Here is a 16,577-nt window from a genome sequence, read left to right on the forward strand (position 1 = left end):
AATCTACCCTCTTATGGTTGGATTGACGTTTGAATTGAATGCCTCTATATCCGAGTTTCTCATGATGTCACCGGCATTGATCCGTATGCTTCCTGTGGCCTTTTCGGTCAGAGTTTCAAAAGGATCTTGGCATCGGTGTAACTGTGGTTCAGTATCACAATGATAGACCACATAGAGCCAGTACCGATCGCGATGATTCATGGCTTGCCTCCATTCGTTTGCTGTCAATTCAACACCCGCAATTCCTGTACGTCCTTTGACTTCAATATAACGTACCTCACCGTTTGAGTGTCTGGATTGTAAGTCAAACCCTTTTTTGAGGCTCGGATTAGAGACATCTTTGACTTCAGCACCACGCTTGCGTTCATGTTCTATAGCAGTCTTGATAGCGATAGCCTCGGCATCTCGTAGTGTCTTTGTCGGGAATTCTTCAGTTGGAGATTCAGTAACAAAGGCACGAACATAGACAACTACGGGACCTAATTGAGTATTTTCAATTTCCTCAGTAAGACTTGCCACTGCTTGTTCACGTTTCGTAGGAAGGGCATTGAGTTCGTTCTCACAGTTGTTCAGTTTCGTCTGCGCTGCCGGTACGCTTTTAGCAACAGCCTCTCTGAGGTCGCGTCGTTGTTCAAGAAGTTCTGCTTTCCGCAAGTTAGATGAAACCTGAATTTGCCTCTTTTTGTTTTCCAACTCAAGATGGAGCGCATCTCGGATGTGAGAAAGCTTTGGATTTCCGATGTTTTCACAGACGGAATTTTCAATAGGTTGCATTTCGTCAGCGCGGTTAATCCATTCAGCGGACAAAGTTGCAGGTATGCTGTGTTGTTCTGCCCGTGGCATCAGGGTCAACAAGAGATGCGCGGGTGTTTCTTCACATCGTCCATCCGCAAAACGTTTGATTCCGACAAGCATTTCATCAAGAACCTGAGGTCTGTCATCCGTTTGCCGTATCACAGGTATTCTCGCCAAATAGAACAGATACGGTTCATCCGCTTGTGGATCGAAATAGACTGCCCCGCGCTCACCTTCAATGTCGAATTTTTCCAAAAAGCAGAAGCGAATTGCATCAAAAATTGGTTCACCAGGGTGCAGAAAAATAGCCTCTGGTTTTTCAGATCCAACAGGCAGTGCGAGTTCACGTGAGAATGTTAACCGATCGCGTAACTGAGATGGATATCCATCAATGGCACTTTGAACAGACACAGGGCAACGGGATAACTTAAAAATTGTCTCAATATCACCGTTAACTCGATAACCAAGTAGTGGTGCAGCGTCTTCAAAGAAACTACGGACATAAGCGGGCAACATACGTAGCGTTTCGGCGGATTCTCTTTGATTTTGGACATTTCCGAGTAAACGTTTGACTTCGCTACTAACAACCGATCTCTGCCGTCCTTCAAGCTGCTTTTGTATATTTTCCGATGTAAATTGTGTGTTGATCGTCTGGATTGAGGCATCGGTTTGATTTTCCACAATGGCTTTCGTGATAAGTTCCTTCAAAGAGACTTGACTGAACTGTTGCCCAATGACATCAAAGACCTTATCATCATCCAATTCTTCGCGCATGTTTTGCATCTTTTCCAGCAGCACTTTCAGCACGCGGCCTTCGCGCGTATCTTCAGCAACGAGATTTAGCAAAACTACCTTGCGTGTCTGCTTGTATCTGTGAATTCGCCCCATGCGTTGTTCAAGTCTAGCAGGATTCCACGGAATATCGTAGTTCACCATGAGCCAACAGAATTGAAGGTTGATACCTTCCCCAGCAGCATCGGTTGCGACAAGATATTGTGCACCCTTCGGGTCACGAAAGAACTCGACTTGTTTCTCACGTTCGCTATATCTCATACCACCGTGGATTTGGGCAACTTTTCCGGTAAAGCCCAATGCCTCTAAACGTTCAATGATAAAATTCATCGTGTCGCGATGCTCAGTGAAAATAAGAACTTTCTCGTCTGGATATTCCGTTAATGCCTCCCATAGATTCTCAAACTTGCTTTCAGATCTCAGGTTGTAAACTTTTCTTGCCAATTCAACCAAGTTTTCAACATGATCAACTTCAGTTTCAAGATCAACAATTGAACGTGCAGCAGTTGCGCGCTCAAAATCCTCATCGACTTGTTCTGCCTCTTCCTTTCCGTCAACAGGCTCTTCCTCATCGCCCGTCTTTTCTTCTCTGATATCCGCATCCGAAAGTTTCGCTTGTGCTTTTTCCAGTTCCTCTGTTGACAACCTTCCATCTTTGAGATTACGAAGCGTGATTTGGAGTTTTTCTGCACGTCTGATAAGACTCCGCAGCAGCGCAAAAGTTGAACTGGCAAGCCGTCTTTGTAAAATCATCATTGCCATTTTTGCTGCACTTCGGTTGTATTGACCAGCCAGATCGAAATATTTTTCACAATATGCTGTGACGGCATCATAGAGTGATTGCTCGCTTATCTCTCCTTGCTTGAGTGGATAGGCGATGGTTTGACTCCGCCGCGGCGGGTAGATAGGTTTCTCATCAAAGGTGATCATCTCCTCCTTCATACGTCGGAGTAGATGTTTAGACTTCTCTTCGTCAGTCAACCGAGTAAAGGCATTTTGTGCTGCGAGGTGCTCAGGTAAAAGTAGCCGCCATAAGAAATAGTAAGCGTCATCTTTTCCCATATGCGGTGTTGCGGTGAGCAACAACAGATTCTTCTGTTGATCAGCGATTCGCTCAGCAAGTTCATACCGCTTTGATTTTTCTATTGTTCCATCCGCCTCGTATCGTGCAGAGAGTTTATGTGCTTCGTCAAAAACGACCAGATCATAGGGTTGTGCTTCAAGCAGATAGTCCTGCATTCGATCCTTCCGTAAGGTATCAAGGCTAATAATGGCTAAGCGATTTTCAGGATTAGTAAAGGGATTGGTATCTGCTGCATCAGCACTGGACAGAATGCGAAATTGGAGTCGAAAACAGACTCGCAATTCGCGTTCCCAGTTCCCAATCAGTCCCGCTGGTGGTACAACGAGCACACGTTCCACTTGCCGCCGGAGTAACGCTTCTTGGATATAGAGTCCTGTCATGATCGTTTTTCCGGCACCGGCATCGTCAGCCAATAGGAATCGCAAAGGATTATGCTTCAATAGGTGTTCATAAACGGCAATGAATTGGTGTGGCAGCGGATCAATCAACGACGTTTCAGTCGCAAAGATTGGGTTAAACAGATAGGCGTGTTGAAGCCTATGTGCTTCAGCAACAAGTCTCACCAGATTGGCATCTGCGCGAAAAGCGTCCGATACAAACTCAAAACGGGACTGCAGTTGTTCAATAGAGCAGGTAAGCGGTTGGTCATCGTTTTCAAAAAAGAGTTGGACAAACGTATCGTGTGACTCAACTCGACGGATTACCCTTTCCTTGTTCTGGTACGTGTCAATCAGCAATATACCAGGATGGAGATCACGTATATGGATTACGTCTGTTTGCTGTGCTACGGAACTCATTTCTACCGTCTGAAAATGCCTTGTACTTTAGATTAGAAAATCAATAGTAGCATATAGTCTACTACATCTGCCCATTTTTTCAAATAAAATTTTGAAGCAATCAGGATTATTTGGTTTTAAAAATGCCGCCCTTATAGGGCTAAAGAGGGCAGAATGCTTTTCTATACAAATGCCGTCCCTAATGAAGATTAAGAATTTAATCGGGTAATTTTTTCCGATGCCCGGTGCGGTTACAAACCGCACCTACCGGGTCTGAGGGAACATAGAATTACCCAAATATTTTATTAAACTTCATATGGGACTAAAGAACGGAAAACTACACAGCATGCCCCTACCACTTTGTCGAGTTTATAAGGTCTTCGACTTCGTCAATCTCTTTTGGAACGCCGCTTGTTAGGACCTCACAACCCGTCTCAGTGACGAGGATATCGTCCTCTATGCGGACACCAATACCTAAGTAGACTGGTGGGACCTTCCCTCTATCTTCAGCAACATAAAGTCCCGGCTCAATCGTCATCACCATCCCCGGTTGGAAGGTTTTGAAATCACCGCTCGATTCGTGGACACAATTGACATCGTGTACATCTAAACCGAGCATGTGTCCGACTCGGTACATGTAAAACTTTCGGTACTTCTCTTTCTCTATCAATTGCTTGGCTTTTCCCTTGAGCAGACCGAGACTGAGCATACCCTCTGTCAATAACTCAATTGATTTTTGGTGCGGTTCGTCAATAGAAACACCCGGACGGATACAATCAATAATGGCATAATGTGCTTCAAGGACAAGCTGATAGATTTCTCGCTGTGCGTCAGTGAAGGTGCCATTTGCGGGGAAGGTGCGGGTTACATCGCCGGAGTATCGTTCGTATTCTGCGCCTGCGTCAATAAGTACGAGCGTGTTGTCTTCAATTCGGCAGTCATTCGTTGTATAGTGGAGTGTCGTCGCGTTTCCGCCACTCGCAACAATAGTAGGAAAGGCTGGACCGTTCGCGCCGTTCATACGGAACGTGGAATCAACGAGAGCCTCCAACTCGTATTCATACAGCCCTGGTCGAACCACCTTCATTGCCGCAACGTGACCAGCGACTGTAATCTCCGTCGCCAATCGGAGACGTTGTTGTTCCGTCTCATTTTTGATTAACCGCAGTTCACTGAGAATCGGACTCGGATCAACCAGCGTGTCAAACCCTTTCCCCGAGCGAATTCGTGACCTGACAGACTGCGTAAAGCGCGCAAGGATTTCTGTGTCAACATCTTGATTGGAACCAAGGGTATAGTAAAGTCTTTCAGCACCCTGTAGATACTTCCCGATTTTTTCACTGAATTTCTCTATCGAATAGGCTTTATCTGCCCCATAGTGTCTACGAGCATTCTTAACGCCGACGCGCTTACCATTCCAGATCTCCGCCTGTCTGTCTTTCGGGCGGACGAAAAGAATATACTGATGCTTCGGATGATCAGGAGCGATAACGCAGATCGACTCCGGTTCTTCAAACCCTGTTAAGTAATAAAAATTCGGATCCGGACGATAATTATATTCGGTGTCGTGGTTCCACTTTGCCGGGGAGGCACTGGCGAAGATAGCAACTCCTCCAGGTCCCATTTTTTTAATAAAGGCTTTGCGATTCTGCTTATGCAAGCCGTTTCCTCCTTATAAAGATCAAGCGATTGTTAGAGATACTCAATGGGTGTCCCGATTTTTCCGATGATGCCACCGCTCGCTACCATTGGATAGACGGGCTTTGCCCAGAAAATACCATCGACTGGGGCACGGACGGATTCTCGGACATTGCCGAACACATCACAGATGTCAGCAACATGTTGATACATCGCAAGTTGCTCATACAACTCCGCTTTGTAATAAACAAACCCACCTTCATTGCTGAGGAGCGGCACGAATTTCTTAACAACGATTTGCCGTTCAGGAATCTGCGGTGTCCCAGAAATGAATTTATAGTATTGCAGGACATTGAACACACCGCGCACGCCTTTTTCGATGCTCTCCACATCCCATCCGTGGGTCCCTCCCAATTCGGGATCGATGGTGGGAATGCCGATCTCTGGTGCTGCTTGTGCAAGTTGTCCCTCCGGTCCCTTCTGATTGAGAATATGTCCTATGCCGAAAACACGGGCGAGTTCAAGGCAGTCATTATGTAGGGCATGCTTTTCGTCAACACGGACACGCACCTCATCAATCATCGGGTGTACACCGCCTTGGTGTAGGTCGAGGCAGTAATCGACTTGCTTAATAGCGCGCTGAAATAGATGATAGGCTATCCGCTCGCTCGATGTTCCGTCCCGTTTTCCTGGGAAACATCGGTTCATCTTGCGGTTATCCACGGGGTTTAGTGCCTGTTTCGTGTGAAACGCGTAGAAGTTAACGAGCGGAACGGCGATAATCCTGCCGTGCAACTGCTCGGGCGTGATCGTGGAGAGCACCTTGTGAATAACAGCAATTCCATTGAGTTCGTCTCCATCACTGATCGCTTGGATGTAGAGTGTTTTACCCGGGTACCCCCCGTTGATTAGGACAACAGGCAGCCGGACAGCCGTCCCATCAGGCATGCTGCCGACCTTGATATGTCCTTCCATCCGAGTTCCGGGTTCGGCAACCAATTGCCCAACTACCAGTTGACTATGGCGAATCTTATTCCTCATAACGGCTATTTTAGCACAATTGGTAAAAAGAATCAAAAGTTTTATTGGCTATCAGTTTTCAGAGGAATAGTTGTCAGTACTCAGTTGTCAGTTATCAGTTAATAGGTTTTGGAATCATCCCAATTCTCTTTCTGAAAACTGAAGGTTTTTCGCAGAAAAACCGAACTAATAACTGATGACTGATAACTATATAAAAACTTGATTTCAAGGGGATTTTCTGGTAAACTTATACGTATCATGAACACTGAAAACCAAAAGAAAATTGCTGCAGAAAAAGCGACAGAGAGTATCCAGTCGGGCATGGTTGTCGGATTAGGAACGGGTTCCACCGTCTATTACGCACTCCTGAAACTCGGTGCGATGGTGCGAGAAGGACTTGATATTATCGGTATTCCTACTTCTGAGGGGACCGAGAAAATCGCATTAGAACAAAAGATACCACTCACAACGCTCGCGACACACCCTACCATCGATCTGACGATTGACGGTGCCGATGAGGTCGATAAAGACCTCAATCTCATCAAAGGTGGCGGTGCAGCACTTGTCAGAGAAAAGATTATCGCCAACGCGTCGAAAAAAATACTGATTGTTGTCGATGAAAGCAAGGTGTCGCGTGTCCTCGGCACGAAGTTTCCGCTTCCTGTGGAAATTGTACGGTTTGGGTGGGAAGCCACACAGACTGAGGTCAATCGGATTTGTGGAAGGTCAACGTTACGCGTCGCATCTACTCAGGACGGCAGGCAAAACCCGCTAATCACCGACAATGGTAACTATATCCTTGACTGCGACTTTGACGGTATTCCCGCGCCAGAAGAGACTGAGCTGCAGCTAAATAACATTCCGGGTGTAGTGGAGAACGGAATTTTCGTCAACCGTGCTGACAAGATTATTGTTGGTACGTCCTCCGGTATCCAGTATATGGGGTAACATTAATGGTTCGACACCTGACTTTGATTTTTCTCCTCTTTTCCGCATCTATCACGGTTTCCAACCCGGTCAGGGGTGAAATATTCACGGAGAGTGGGTTGGTAGATATACCGACCGGCAATGTGATGAAACACGGGATATTCGGGGCAAGTACGTATATCGCTTTCCAACACCCCTCTGAAAATACATCCCTAACTAACGAGAATAGTGCCCTCGGCGATGCCGTTGCGGTTCGCTTTAATTTCGGGCTGCTCGATCGGGTTGAAATTGGGCTGACACACCTATGGAATGAATACGGTTCTAAACCTTCCACCGAACGGACTGGAAATCTGAAAGTCCAACTCTTAAGGGAACAAGAGGTGGGAGCAATTCCGAGTGTAGCGATAGGGATTGAGAACGTCGGCAATAAACTTCTTCCGTGGGACTCGGAAGCGGAAGCAAATGAAATCCACTCAGCGTTTCTTGCCATCAGTAAAACCTTTAATCTACCTCGGATTCACCAATTCTCTGGACACATCGGCATGGGGACGCAGCGTTTCGCGACTGAGGAAAGTCCCATAGGTTTGTTTGTTGGACTGAGCAAAGAATTCCAACCGGCTTTCGCGAGAGGCGACATTACGACGAGTTTGGAATTCGATGGTGTAGGTGTGAACGCGGGGCTGCGGTATATCACGCCAAGTGGCCTTCGGGTCGCACTCGGTGCTGAAACGTTGAACAATCCAGACGAATTAAACTATCTCGTTGTCGTCTCATGGTCAAATGAGCAGATGCTTGAACAGATCAAGGAAACGAGACGACTGGCAAAACGCGCGACAGAACTCGTGGTTGAGGTAAAACGCGCGATCACACAGCGAAAATCGGCGGATAAAACTACTGAGACACCTTCGCCTCAATAGATTCCATCACTTTTTGGAGCGATGTCAGAAGTTCAGACAAAAAGTCTTGGGGTGGCACGAGTATAATTTCGATCCTCCGATTTTTGGCTTTTGCTTCCGGTGTTTCAGCGGTATCTATGGGTTGGTAGAAGGCGTACCCTGTTGCTGCCAAACGTTCCGCACTGACATTGGCGTGTTCCTGCAAGTACTTCACAGCGGCGATTGCGCGTTCGGTGGAGAGGTTCCAATTCCGCAGTGCTGAGCCGCCGATGGGTGTATTATCCGTATGTCCCTCAATCCGAATCGCGTAATCCGAATAGTCTGCGTTTAGCAACACTTCTTCCGAAATTGCGTCCAGAAGTCCTTTTCCTTCGGCACTCAGAATCGCACTGCCTGTCTCAAACAGAATTTTTCCTTTAACATCAAGTGTCAACCGTCCTGCCTCATCCAACACAGCACCCACTGTATCTTTAAACCGCTCTTGGATAGCCGCAATTGAACGTTGCGACTGCTCCCGAATCCTCTGTAATTCAGATTCAATCTCAGTGAGTTTTGCGCGGAGACTTTCTTTCTCTTGCTCAAGTGCGCTTTTGTCCTGTTGAAGTGCGTTCCGTTCCGTTGCGATTTTCCGAGCGGCTTCGCTTGCATTTTGCAATATCTCTTGCGTCTGCCTAAGTTCTGAACGTGTTTTCTCCAGCGTGGTTTGCGTTTCAGCTAACTTCTTTTCCAGATCGGCTTTGGCGGTTTCAGTTTCTTGCAATGTGGTTTTGGTCGTAGCCAATTCAGTTTGTGTCTGTTTAAGTTCGTCCGAGGTTGAATGGAGTCGTACCGCCAAAACGATGGCAGCAACAGCAACAATACAGATAGATACAATCGCCAGAATTCCTTTTTTAGACATTTAGTTCTCCTTGTAGGCTAAGGATGGCTTCAAAGTTATCATTTTTTGAGGTTTTGTTCTTTTTCTCTATGCCGCACGTCATGCAGCGGTGTGTCAGGATATAATTGCCGTGCTTTACAGTAAACCCTACCGGTTCCATCAACCCACGACAAGATGCGGCTCGGTCGCCGGGATTCACATCAACGTGCTGGCTCCAGAGACATTCTGGACAGTGATTGGTGTAGCCGTCTCCCGTGACAGAAACACCGCAATGTGAGCAAGTAAAATCTTCAATATGGCGTTGAAATTTTTTGTTCACTGGTCAGTGCTTATATTCTTGCCATGTGCAAGTCGGTCTAATGTTCGTTTTAGACTCGGAGATGCGGTAGCAGCGCGTTCTAAATCCCAGAAACTGCCTCACCAAGTTCATCCTCAACTGCCAGAATTACGTGCTTTAACCTCATTGTATCAGACTTACTCCGGCAGTACCTTTGGGTCTGGTTCGTGAAAGGACAACCTCACCTACTGTGAACCCATTCTCTAAAAGGATGCGAATGTCCTCAATATCAGACGAGATTTTAACCGATGTTCCTGCCCTTGCAGGTGTGAGCAAAGCACTTCTGTGCCGTCAATGCACGGTTCTGTTAGAAGCGTACTGCTATGCGTGCTAACAAACACTTGGCTCTGATGGATTCTCGGTATACGGGCAAACAGCGGTACAAGTTTAGAGACAATGCCTATGTTTAAGGAGAGTTCAGGCTCCTCCAACAAAACAAGCGATTCATTTTCAAGGAGTGCCCACAAAAGCCCAATCAACCGAAGCACTCCATCCGAAAATTGGTCTTCGCGCTGCCACGCTTCGTTCAACTGCCAATAGGAATAACGCGCTTGTAAATGTGGATGCCCTGTGCGTTTATTTTGAATAAACGCTAATTCCTCAAACTGCGGCACCACAATTTTCAAGGCACGTTCAATCCTTTTGAGACGAGCACGGCGGGTACTCGGATGCACACTCGCGACTCTTTCAAGGAAAGCCTGACCAAAAGGGTCGTCTTCAATAATTTTACCTTGTATCGAATCAGCAAAACGAATGAGTTGCGGGACCAGATGGAGATAGGTGACCTTCCGAAGAAATCCCCCAATCTCCCGAAACTTCGCGTTGGCAGCGATCTGCTCAAGTGCGGTCTGCGTAAGGCGATCCGGGTCTTCGTTGTCCTCTGCATCAGGTCTATCAAGAAGGCATTCATCCTCTCTCCAGACGCGTTCATAAGTGAGATGCGTTTGGCAATGTTCACGATCTGCTTGACGAAACCCCACGCTATATCGCCATGTGGCGGGGGCATCCGGCGTGTCCGAGATGTGAATTTCGATGGCAACCTCTGGATCTTGCCGTGCGGATAGGCACCGAATTTTGGAAACACCCCCTCGGTCACTGACTGCTTTTTGGAGTCCACCACCTTCGGCTTTGGCGATATCGCGGAGAAAGCGAAAGAGGTCCAACAGATTCGATTTACCTGAAGCATTCGGACCGACAATAAATTGGCGTTCCCGAAGCGGTACATTCATCTGTTGAAAATTTCGCCAGTTTTTGACGATAAGCCGATTGATAATCATAACGATCGGTTCCTTTAAAAAATTTCTATTTTCGCGAATGTGATATGGAAATAATAACATATCCAAGGCAGGAAATCAAACCAAAACGGATAGCCTATCCCGTTCTTAGAGAGGTAGGATAACAAGGAAATTACGCCTAATGAAAATTTAAACGTCTATGAAGGGTTTTAGATCCCACAGCAGGATTGTGCAGTCGTGACTCCCGCTTGCGAGAAGTGTGTTGTTTGGTGAAAAGGCGAGTGACTGTACATCCGTCGGATGGCCCCAGAAGGTTGTGATTTCCTCACCAGTAGCGACTTCCCACAACCGAATTGTCATCTTCTGCATTCCTTCCTCCCTCCGCCACCAAGTCCCGGATGCGAGATACTTACCACACGGTGAAAAAGCGAGGGCGTACGGTTTCTGTGTCTGTGGCTGCGGTATCTCCAAAAGTGTTGCCAGCGTTTCAGCGCACCACAAACGGAGTCCGCCGAACTTCCCTGTAGCAATTACGCTGCCACATGGTGAGAACGCTACTCCCATAAGCGTCCGAGGTTCATCCAAGGGAAATGTCCCAATTTGTTCACCCGACGCAACATCCCATAACTTAGAGGTTTTATCGCTTGAACTACTGACCAGTCGCTTGCCGTCCGGTGAGAAGGACACTGACCAGATGAAATCTGTATGTCCTGTGAAAACTTTCAACTTTTCGTTACGTTTGAGATCGTATAGATAGATTACGCCCTCTCTACTTCCAACTGCAATCTGATCCCCCGTCGGTGCGAATGCCATACGCCAAACTAAGTGTGACTGTTCAGTAAATTCAGCAATCGGTTCATCAGGCTTCTCAGCATCCCACACCTTGACATTTTCTTCGTTCTGAACAGTGGCAGCCAGCATGTTTCCACACGGCAAAACAGTAAAAGAGGTGATACGTTTATCCTCTAATAATGTTTTCTGTGCCTGTTTACGTTCAACATCCCATAACACAACTCCCATGCGATAGCCCTTCGTGGCAAGGGTTGCTTCATCCGGCAAAAACATTATGGGATCTGGATAACAGGCAAACTCACGAAGCGTTGAAGATGTATGAATATTACCAGCCTTCTTAGCTTTTTTGTCGGCAATAGCCAACTGTGGGAACTTCTTAAACCATTTGGCATCAATGCTCTTCGGGTGCAATTCGAGGGTGTATAGTTTTTCACGGAGTTCCATATTCCAAATCTCAATCGTATCTTCCCGATCAACAGCGGCAAGCAGCACACCTTCTGACGAGTAGAATAGCTCTTTCGAGGATTTACCTGAGTCTGTATAAATTATTTTTTGTACACCCTTTCGGAGCTCCCATACACGCAGTATTTTCTCTTCACCGTCTTCACCGATTGATGCAGATGATGCCAAGAATAGACCGCATGGCGAGAAGACAATACGATGTCCCCACTTACTATGTTCTGTGAGGTAAGCGAAGCGTTTACCCGTCGCGATTTCCCATACAGAGATAAAATTGTAAATACTGCCGGCAGCCTCAGTTTTGCTTAAGGTTTCATCGGGACACGCACACGCTATCAGACGACTATCTGGAGAAAAGACAAAATTTCTACCCGCAAACTTAGCGATTGCCTCACCCGTTTCTGGATGCCATACGTAAGTTTGTGTTCCTTCTGTGCCAGGGTTAACAAGTGTGCGTTCACCGTCTCGGAACGAATAAACTTTAGGATTACTTACAGTAGCAGCGAGGAATTTGCCGTCCGGAGAAAACTCAAGATGATTAACATCATTTGATTGCGTATCACGTTCACCCCGATTCATCTGTGCAATGCACACACCTTGATGAACATCCAATACTTCAACATTGCCATCCCGATTCGCTATGGCAATCCACTTGCGATCTGGGGAAAAGACAACATGCGCATAGATATTCTGCGCTTCTGTCCTATCCATCCGTGCGATGCACTCACCACTCTGAACATCCATCACTTTGAGAACACCATCCCAATTGGCGATAGCGATCCACTCGCCATCGGGTGAAAAATCAGCACTGGCAATCAACCCTCGCTCTGTTTCCCACAATGCAATAGGGGACTTTGACGACATTTCATACCACCAGAGTCCTATGCGGGTTTGAACGGCGAAATATATACCGCTGGGAGGGAATGACAGTTTCGGTCCCGGACCAGACGATACAATTCCTTTTCCCAATCGGGCAATCGCGCCTTCTGGCAATGCCCACGTTGTTCCTTCAGAGTCGCCTAATACTACATTGAATGGTGCTGGTTTTCGGCTTTGCATTGTATTTATTCCCTTAATAAGTTCAATGTCCCTTGTTATAGTAAAGCCCGTAACTATCTATACACCAACGAAAGGGCGAGGATACAATCCTCGCCAGCAAAGGAGAGGGGTTTTTGTTTGTCAAATGTCAACTTATTTTCAGGCTTTATTATAAGAATTGATAAAGGGTTTCACATCCCACAATAGGATTGTCCCATCAAAACTCCCACTCGCCAGCAGCGTGCCGTCCGGAGAGAAGTCGAGTGACTGCACGTCTGTCGTATGTCCCCAGAAGGTATGAATATTCTCACCTGTGGCAACGTCCCATAAACGTATCGCCATCTTTTTCATCCCTTTCTGCCACCAGGTGCCAGAAGCGATATATTTACCACACGGAGAAAAAGCGATCGCATAAGGTTTTATGCTGTTCTTGGGTTGTGGTATAGTATCCAAAGGTATTGGTTCTTCAATGTTCCACAAACGTATTTCCCCGTAAAGTCCAGTAGCAATAATATTAGCACATGGAGAAACCGTTATTGAATAGGTACGTGAATCTTTCTTCTTGGACCAATCAATAGAGGCAAAACGAGGATCGCTCTTCAATGTTTCCCATGCTTGTTTCTGTTCTGTTTTCTGTTCAGAAGTTAATATGGCAAAAGCATTTTTCCGTGCAGCGTCTGAATATTTAACCCGATTGATTTTTGCATGTAACTTTGCAACGAAACTTTGTTTATATTTCTGTGGTACTTTCCATAATACAGATCCACCACCATCACTGTCACTCACAATTGTTTGTCCATCCCGAGAAAACCACATTGAATCCAGATCGGAATCTGTTCGGGGTAGAAATGTAGGTTCACGAAGTGTTACCCATGAGTTTGTTTTGTCAAAATTTCCTAATTTGTTGTGAAATGAACATGCGGTTGCTAGCTCTGGGCATTTCGTTAACCATATTGAACCGATGCTCCCAGGTAATCGTTCTATTGATTCTACCTTTTTACGACGTTCTACATCCCATACTTCAACAATATTCGTGGTATCAGGAAATACAACAGCAAAGAGTTTTCCTTCCAGCGAATATGCGGGTACTAAGCGAGTGATTCTGAATTCAAAATCATAATATTTAGCGTTCCAATAATCCATGTCCCAACGTTTAGAATCAATACCGCTATGTGTCCAATCCTCCTTGAGTGCACCTTTTTCGATTTCCCAAACTCGTAAATTTCCTCCTCTGTCCGCTGATACAATGAATTGACCGCAAGGTGAAAAGGTGACAATATCTATCCAATGCTCATGTGCCTTGAAATATGCAACGCGTTTGCTTGTTGCTATGTCCCAAACTGAAATGAAAAGTTGATGTAAACCATCATCGCTATTAGCAGTGTCATCTGGACACGCGCATGCAATTAATCCACTATCTGGCGAAAACGCAAACTTGTTACCTGGAAACTTCGCAACTAATTCACCTTTCCCAGAATCCCAAACAGCAGTTTGCGAACCGTCTCGTGAAGGTGTATATCCTCCGTTGTCAGAGTTAATTGGTGTTTCTGTTACAGCAAGGTATTGCCCATTAGGAGAAAATTCGACTCCTGCATAGATATTGAACCCTACGTTTATGGGCTCTAACTGAACCTGTGTGACGCATTCACCATGTTGAACATCTAACACCTCAACCCCTTGTTTCCACGGAGCTGAGGCAATCAACCGACCATCCGGTGAAAAGACGAGAAAATCAACAAAAGAAGATAATTCGTATCTTTCCATCTGTGTGATGATCTTTCCGCTTTGGATATTCAGTACTTTTACTATTCCATCCCAATTTGCAATGGCGATTAACTTACCATCGGTTGAAATATCCACAGCGGAAATAAGCCCACGTTCTGTCTCCCACAAAGCAATCGGCAACATTGTTGAAACATCATAGAACCACAATCCCATTCCAGTTCCAACGGCAAAATATGCGCCATCTGGGGAGAGTGCTACACTATCCAAATCTGGAGACGAGTTGCGTACCCCTTTTCCAAATCGAACGATTGCGCCTTCCGGTAATGCCCATGTGGTTCCTGTGGTATCGCCTGGTACGACATTGAAGGGTGCAGGCTTTGGACTTTGCATCATATCTTCGAGATTACAATTCAGCGCGGGTTATGAAGGTTGCATAGATAGTGGAGGTCCTGACCAAATCAGGGATATGTACGCGCTCATTGATGGCATGTCCGCCCTCGCCCCGCGGTCCATATCCGACTCCGGGCAAACCTGTATTGACGAAATAGTGTAAGTCTGTAAACCCCGTGGTGCCCTTAAACCGCGGTTTATTGAAGCGGACAATACGGACCGCGTCGGCGAACGCTTGTGCTATTGGGGAAGTGGTATCCGTCAAGCAGGGTTCAATTCGCAAGATAGCGCGTGCTTCTGCGTCCAAATCGGGGTAGTATTGACATGCGCCAGAAATCGCTTCTCGCAATTCAAGCTCAGCAAATTCAAGTTCCTCGTTTGGCGTAATCCGGCGGTCAACTGAAAACGTGACGCTTGCTGGGACAGTGTTGACTTTGTCGCCATCGGTGCCGTGAAAGGTTCCACCGATGTTCAACGTTGGATAACGGTCGCTGCCATCAGGGAGTTTAAATGCCCGTTCCGACGATTTTAAATTCCGTTTAACCCGTTGGAGTGCTGTCACGAGTTCGGCAGTCTTCTCAAAGGCGTTTACTCCCTTATCCGGCTGCGCACCGTGCGCTGCTTTGCCCTTGACCTCAATTTCCAACCAAAGCACACCGTTATGTCCGTTGCCGATGTTCATCTCCGAACCGCCCTCACAGTTGACAACATAGTCCGCATTAACCAAACCTTCCTCAACAACGTATCCCGCCCCTAACTGTCCGCCGGTCTCTTCATCGCAGGTGAATGAGCATTCGACGTTGAATTTGGGTTTAACCCCAGTTTCTTGGACAGTCTCAATTGCAAACAGAAGCGCTGCGATGGCATCTTTCATATCGTCGGCACCGCGTCCGTAGAGCCACTCGCCATCAATCTCACCACTAAACGGATCACCGAAACGCCAGTCCCCGGCAACGGGAACCACATCGTAGTGTGCGTTGAAATGTACCGTCTTTTCTGCACCGACATCCCAACGTGCGATGAGGTTCAGTCGTGGATGGCTGTCCGCATTCGGAATAACCTGTTCCGCACGACGTTTCGGGACCTTGGCAATCCGTGTTTGCATCCCTAATGCTTTACATTTCGCCTCAAGTAGCCCAACGATCTCGGCATAATTCTCGCCGGGTGGATTGACCGTAGGAATTCTGACAAGCTCCTGCAGCAACGCACAGAGTGCGGTCTGATTGTCCTTGATATAGGTTTGAACGGACATTTTAGATCTCCTCAGTCGCCATTATTTAACAACTGCTTGATCCCCAGGTGACAAGTGTTCGACGGTTTCACCGGTTTCCGTGAAGGTACGGGTGACGCTAACAGAGGCATACGTCCACAATATTTTCATGGGTGCATCGCTCTCATTCCAAAATCGGTGTGGAATGCCCGCGGGAACGAATGTTGTGTCAAAGGCTTTCATAGTGAAAACCTCGCCATCAACCTCACAAGAGGCTTCACCTTCAAGAATCGTAACGGATTCATCGCAGTTGTGGTAGTGGCGTGCAATTGCGGCTCCCGGGTCAAACATCGTCACGCCGTTGGTGAGTGAAGTGGAGTCGATCCATTTACCGGCTAACGGGACGGTTTTCACGCCGGTGCCTCGATCGATAGGGTTCTGTTTCTCAAAATCAATGATGTGTGCTTTCGTGCTCATCTCATCCGTCGCCTTTCGTTAAGATTTGCTTCAGTTTAGCACGAAGAGGGAAAAATTGCAAAGGATAAAGGGACGATCCACTTTCAGTTATCAGTTGTCAGTGATCGGT

General features: G+C 46.7%; 11 protein-coding genes and 1 pseudogene. 2 read left to right on the plus strand and 10 right to left on the minus strand.

Annotated elements, in window-relative coordinates; all coding sequences use genetic code 11:
• Positions 1 to 3 precede the first annotated feature (3 nt).
• The 3 genes from OXH39_06060 to OXH39_06070 form a co-directional block, all read right to left on the minus strand.
• Positions 4 to 3,468: a helicase-related protein gene (locus tag OXH39_06060; GenBank protein MCY3550008.1), complete on the minus strand. Its 3,465-nt coding sequence runs from the start codon at positions 3,466 to 3,468 to the stop codon at positions 4 to 6.
• 331 nt (positions 3,469 to 3,799) lie between these two features.
• Complete coding sequence (locus OXH39_06065) at positions 3,800 to 5,107, minus strand: aminopeptidase P N-terminal domain-containing protein (GenBank protein MCY3550009.1); 1,308 nt, start codon at positions 5,105 to 5,107, stop codon at positions 3,800 to 3,802.
• A gap of 32 nt (positions 5,108 to 5,139) precedes the next feature.
• Complete coding sequence (locus OXH39_06070) at positions 5,140 to 6,126, minus strand: succinylglutamate desuccinylase/aspartoacylase family protein (GenBank protein MCY3550010.1); 987 nt, start codon at positions 6,124 to 6,126, stop codon at positions 5,140 to 5,142.
• 237 nt (positions 6,127 to 6,363) lie between these two features.
• Here OXH39_06070 and rpiA point away from each other — a divergent pair, with 237 nt between their 5' ends.
• Together rpiA and OXH39_06080 are read left to right on the plus strand one after the other, a co-directional pair.
• Positions 6,364 to 7,053: a ribose-5-phosphate isomerase RpiA gene (gene rpiA, locus OXH39_06075; protein MCY3550011.1), complete on the plus strand. Its 690-nt coding sequence runs from the start codon at positions 6,364 to 6,366 to the stop codon at positions 7,051 to 7,053.
• A 5-nt stretch (positions 7,054 to 7,058) separates the two neighbouring features.
• On the plus strand, positions 7,059 to 7,949 hold the full coding sequence (locus OXH39_06080) for a YjbH domain-containing protein (GenBank protein MCY3550012.1): 891 nt from the start codon (positions 7,059 to 7,061) through the stop codon (positions 7,947 to 7,949).
• Here OXH39_06080 and OXH39_06085 read toward each other — a convergent pair.
• The 7 genes and pseudogenes from OXH39_06085 to OXH39_06115 form a co-directional block, all read right to left on the minus strand.
• Positions 7,924 to 8,826 carry an OmpA family protein gene (locus OXH39_06085; protein ID MCY3550013.1) on the minus strand — a complete coding sequence of 301 codons (903 nt, stop codon included), beginning with the start codon at positions 8,824 to 8,826 and terminating at the stop codon, positions 7,924 to 7,926. The two genes, OXH39_06080 and OXH39_06085, sit on opposite strands and share 26 nt — an antisense overlap.
• Positions 8,819 to 9,124, minus strand: a complete 306-nt coding sequence (locus OXH39_06090) for an RNHCP domain-containing protein (GenBank protein MCY3550014.1) — start codon at positions 9,122 to 9,124, stop codon at positions 8,819 to 8,821. The genes OXH39_06085 and OXH39_06090 overlap by 8 nt, the downstream gene beginning before the upstream one ends.
• Before the next feature lie 141 nt (positions 9,125 to 9,265).
• Positions 9,266 to 10,419 (minus strand): annotated as a pseudogene (locus OXH39_06095) (AAA family ATPase).
• Between the two features lie 147 nt (positions 10,420 to 10,566).
• Positions 10,567 to 12,687 (minus strand): WD40 repeat domain-containing protein, encoded by a 2,121-nt coding sequence (locus OXH39_06100; protein MCY3550015.1) that lies wholly within the window; start codon positions 12,685 to 12,687, stop codon positions 10,567 to 10,569.
• A 138-nt stretch (positions 12,688 to 12,825) separates the two neighbouring features.
• Positions 12,826 to 14,781, minus strand: a complete 1,956-nt coding sequence (locus OXH39_06105; GenBank protein ID MCY3550016.1) for a hypothetical protein — start codon at positions 14,779 to 14,781, stop codon at positions 12,826 to 12,828.
• Positions 14,782 to 14,794: 13 nt separating this feature from the next.
• The gene (locus OXH39_06110) at positions 14,795 to 16,033 is read right to left on the minus strand and encodes an ArgE/DapE family deacylase (protein ID MCY3550017.1); all 1,239 of its coding nucleotides are present in this window, start codon (positions 16,031 to 16,033) and stop codon (positions 14,795 to 14,797) included.
• A 21-nt stretch (positions 16,034 to 16,054) separates the two neighbouring features.
• Positions 16,055 to 16,468 carry a cupin domain-containing protein gene (locus tag OXH39_06115; protein ID MCY3550018.1) on the minus strand — a complete coding sequence of 138 codons (414 nt, stop codon included), beginning with the start codon at positions 16,466 to 16,468 and terminating at the stop codon, positions 16,055 to 16,057.
• Between the last annotated feature and the right edge of the window lie 109 nt (positions 16,469 to 16,577).

The organism is Candidatus Poribacteria bacterium (assembly GCA_026702755.1).
GTDB lineage: Bacteria > Poribacteria > WGA-4E > WGA-4E > WGA-3G > WGA-3G.

Bases quoted from the DNA above. Each gene is read 5' to 3' on its own strand.
- OXH39_06110 (MCY3550017.1), bottom strand. From the start codon at position 16,033: ATGTCCGTTCAAACCTATATCAAGGACAATCAGACCGCACTCTGTGCG.
- rpiA (MCY3550011.1), top strand. From the start codon at position 6,364: ATGAACACTGAAAACCAAAAGAAAATTGCTGCAGAAAAAGCGACAGAG.
- OXH39_06115 (MCY3550018.1), bottom strand. From the start codon at position 16,468: ATGAGCACGAAAGCACACATCATTGATTTTGAGAAACAGAACCCTATC.
- OXH39_06105 (MCY3550016.1), bottom strand. From the start codon at position 14,781: ATGCAAAGTCCAAAGCCTGCACCCTTCAATGTCGTACCAGGCGATACC.
- OXH39_06100 (MCY3550015.1), bottom strand. From the start codon at position 12,687: ATGCAAAGCCGAAAACCAGCACCATTCAATGTAGTATTAGGCGACTCT.
- OXH39_06060 (MCY3550008.1), bottom strand. From the start codon at position 3,468: ATGAGTTCCGTAGCACAGCAAACAGACGTAATCCATATACGTGATCTC.
- OXH39_06085 (MCY3550013.1), bottom strand. From the start codon at position 8,826: ATGTCTAAAAAAGGAATTCTGGCGATTGTATCTATCTGTATTGTTGCT.
- OXH39_06070 (MCY3550010.1), bottom strand. From the start codon at position 6,126: ATGAGGAATAAGATTCGCCATAGTCAACTGGTAGTTGGGCAATTGGTT.
- OXH39_06080 (MCY3550012.1), top strand. From the start codon at position 7,059: ATGGTTCGACACCTGACTTTGATTTTTCTCCTCTTTTCCGCATCTATC.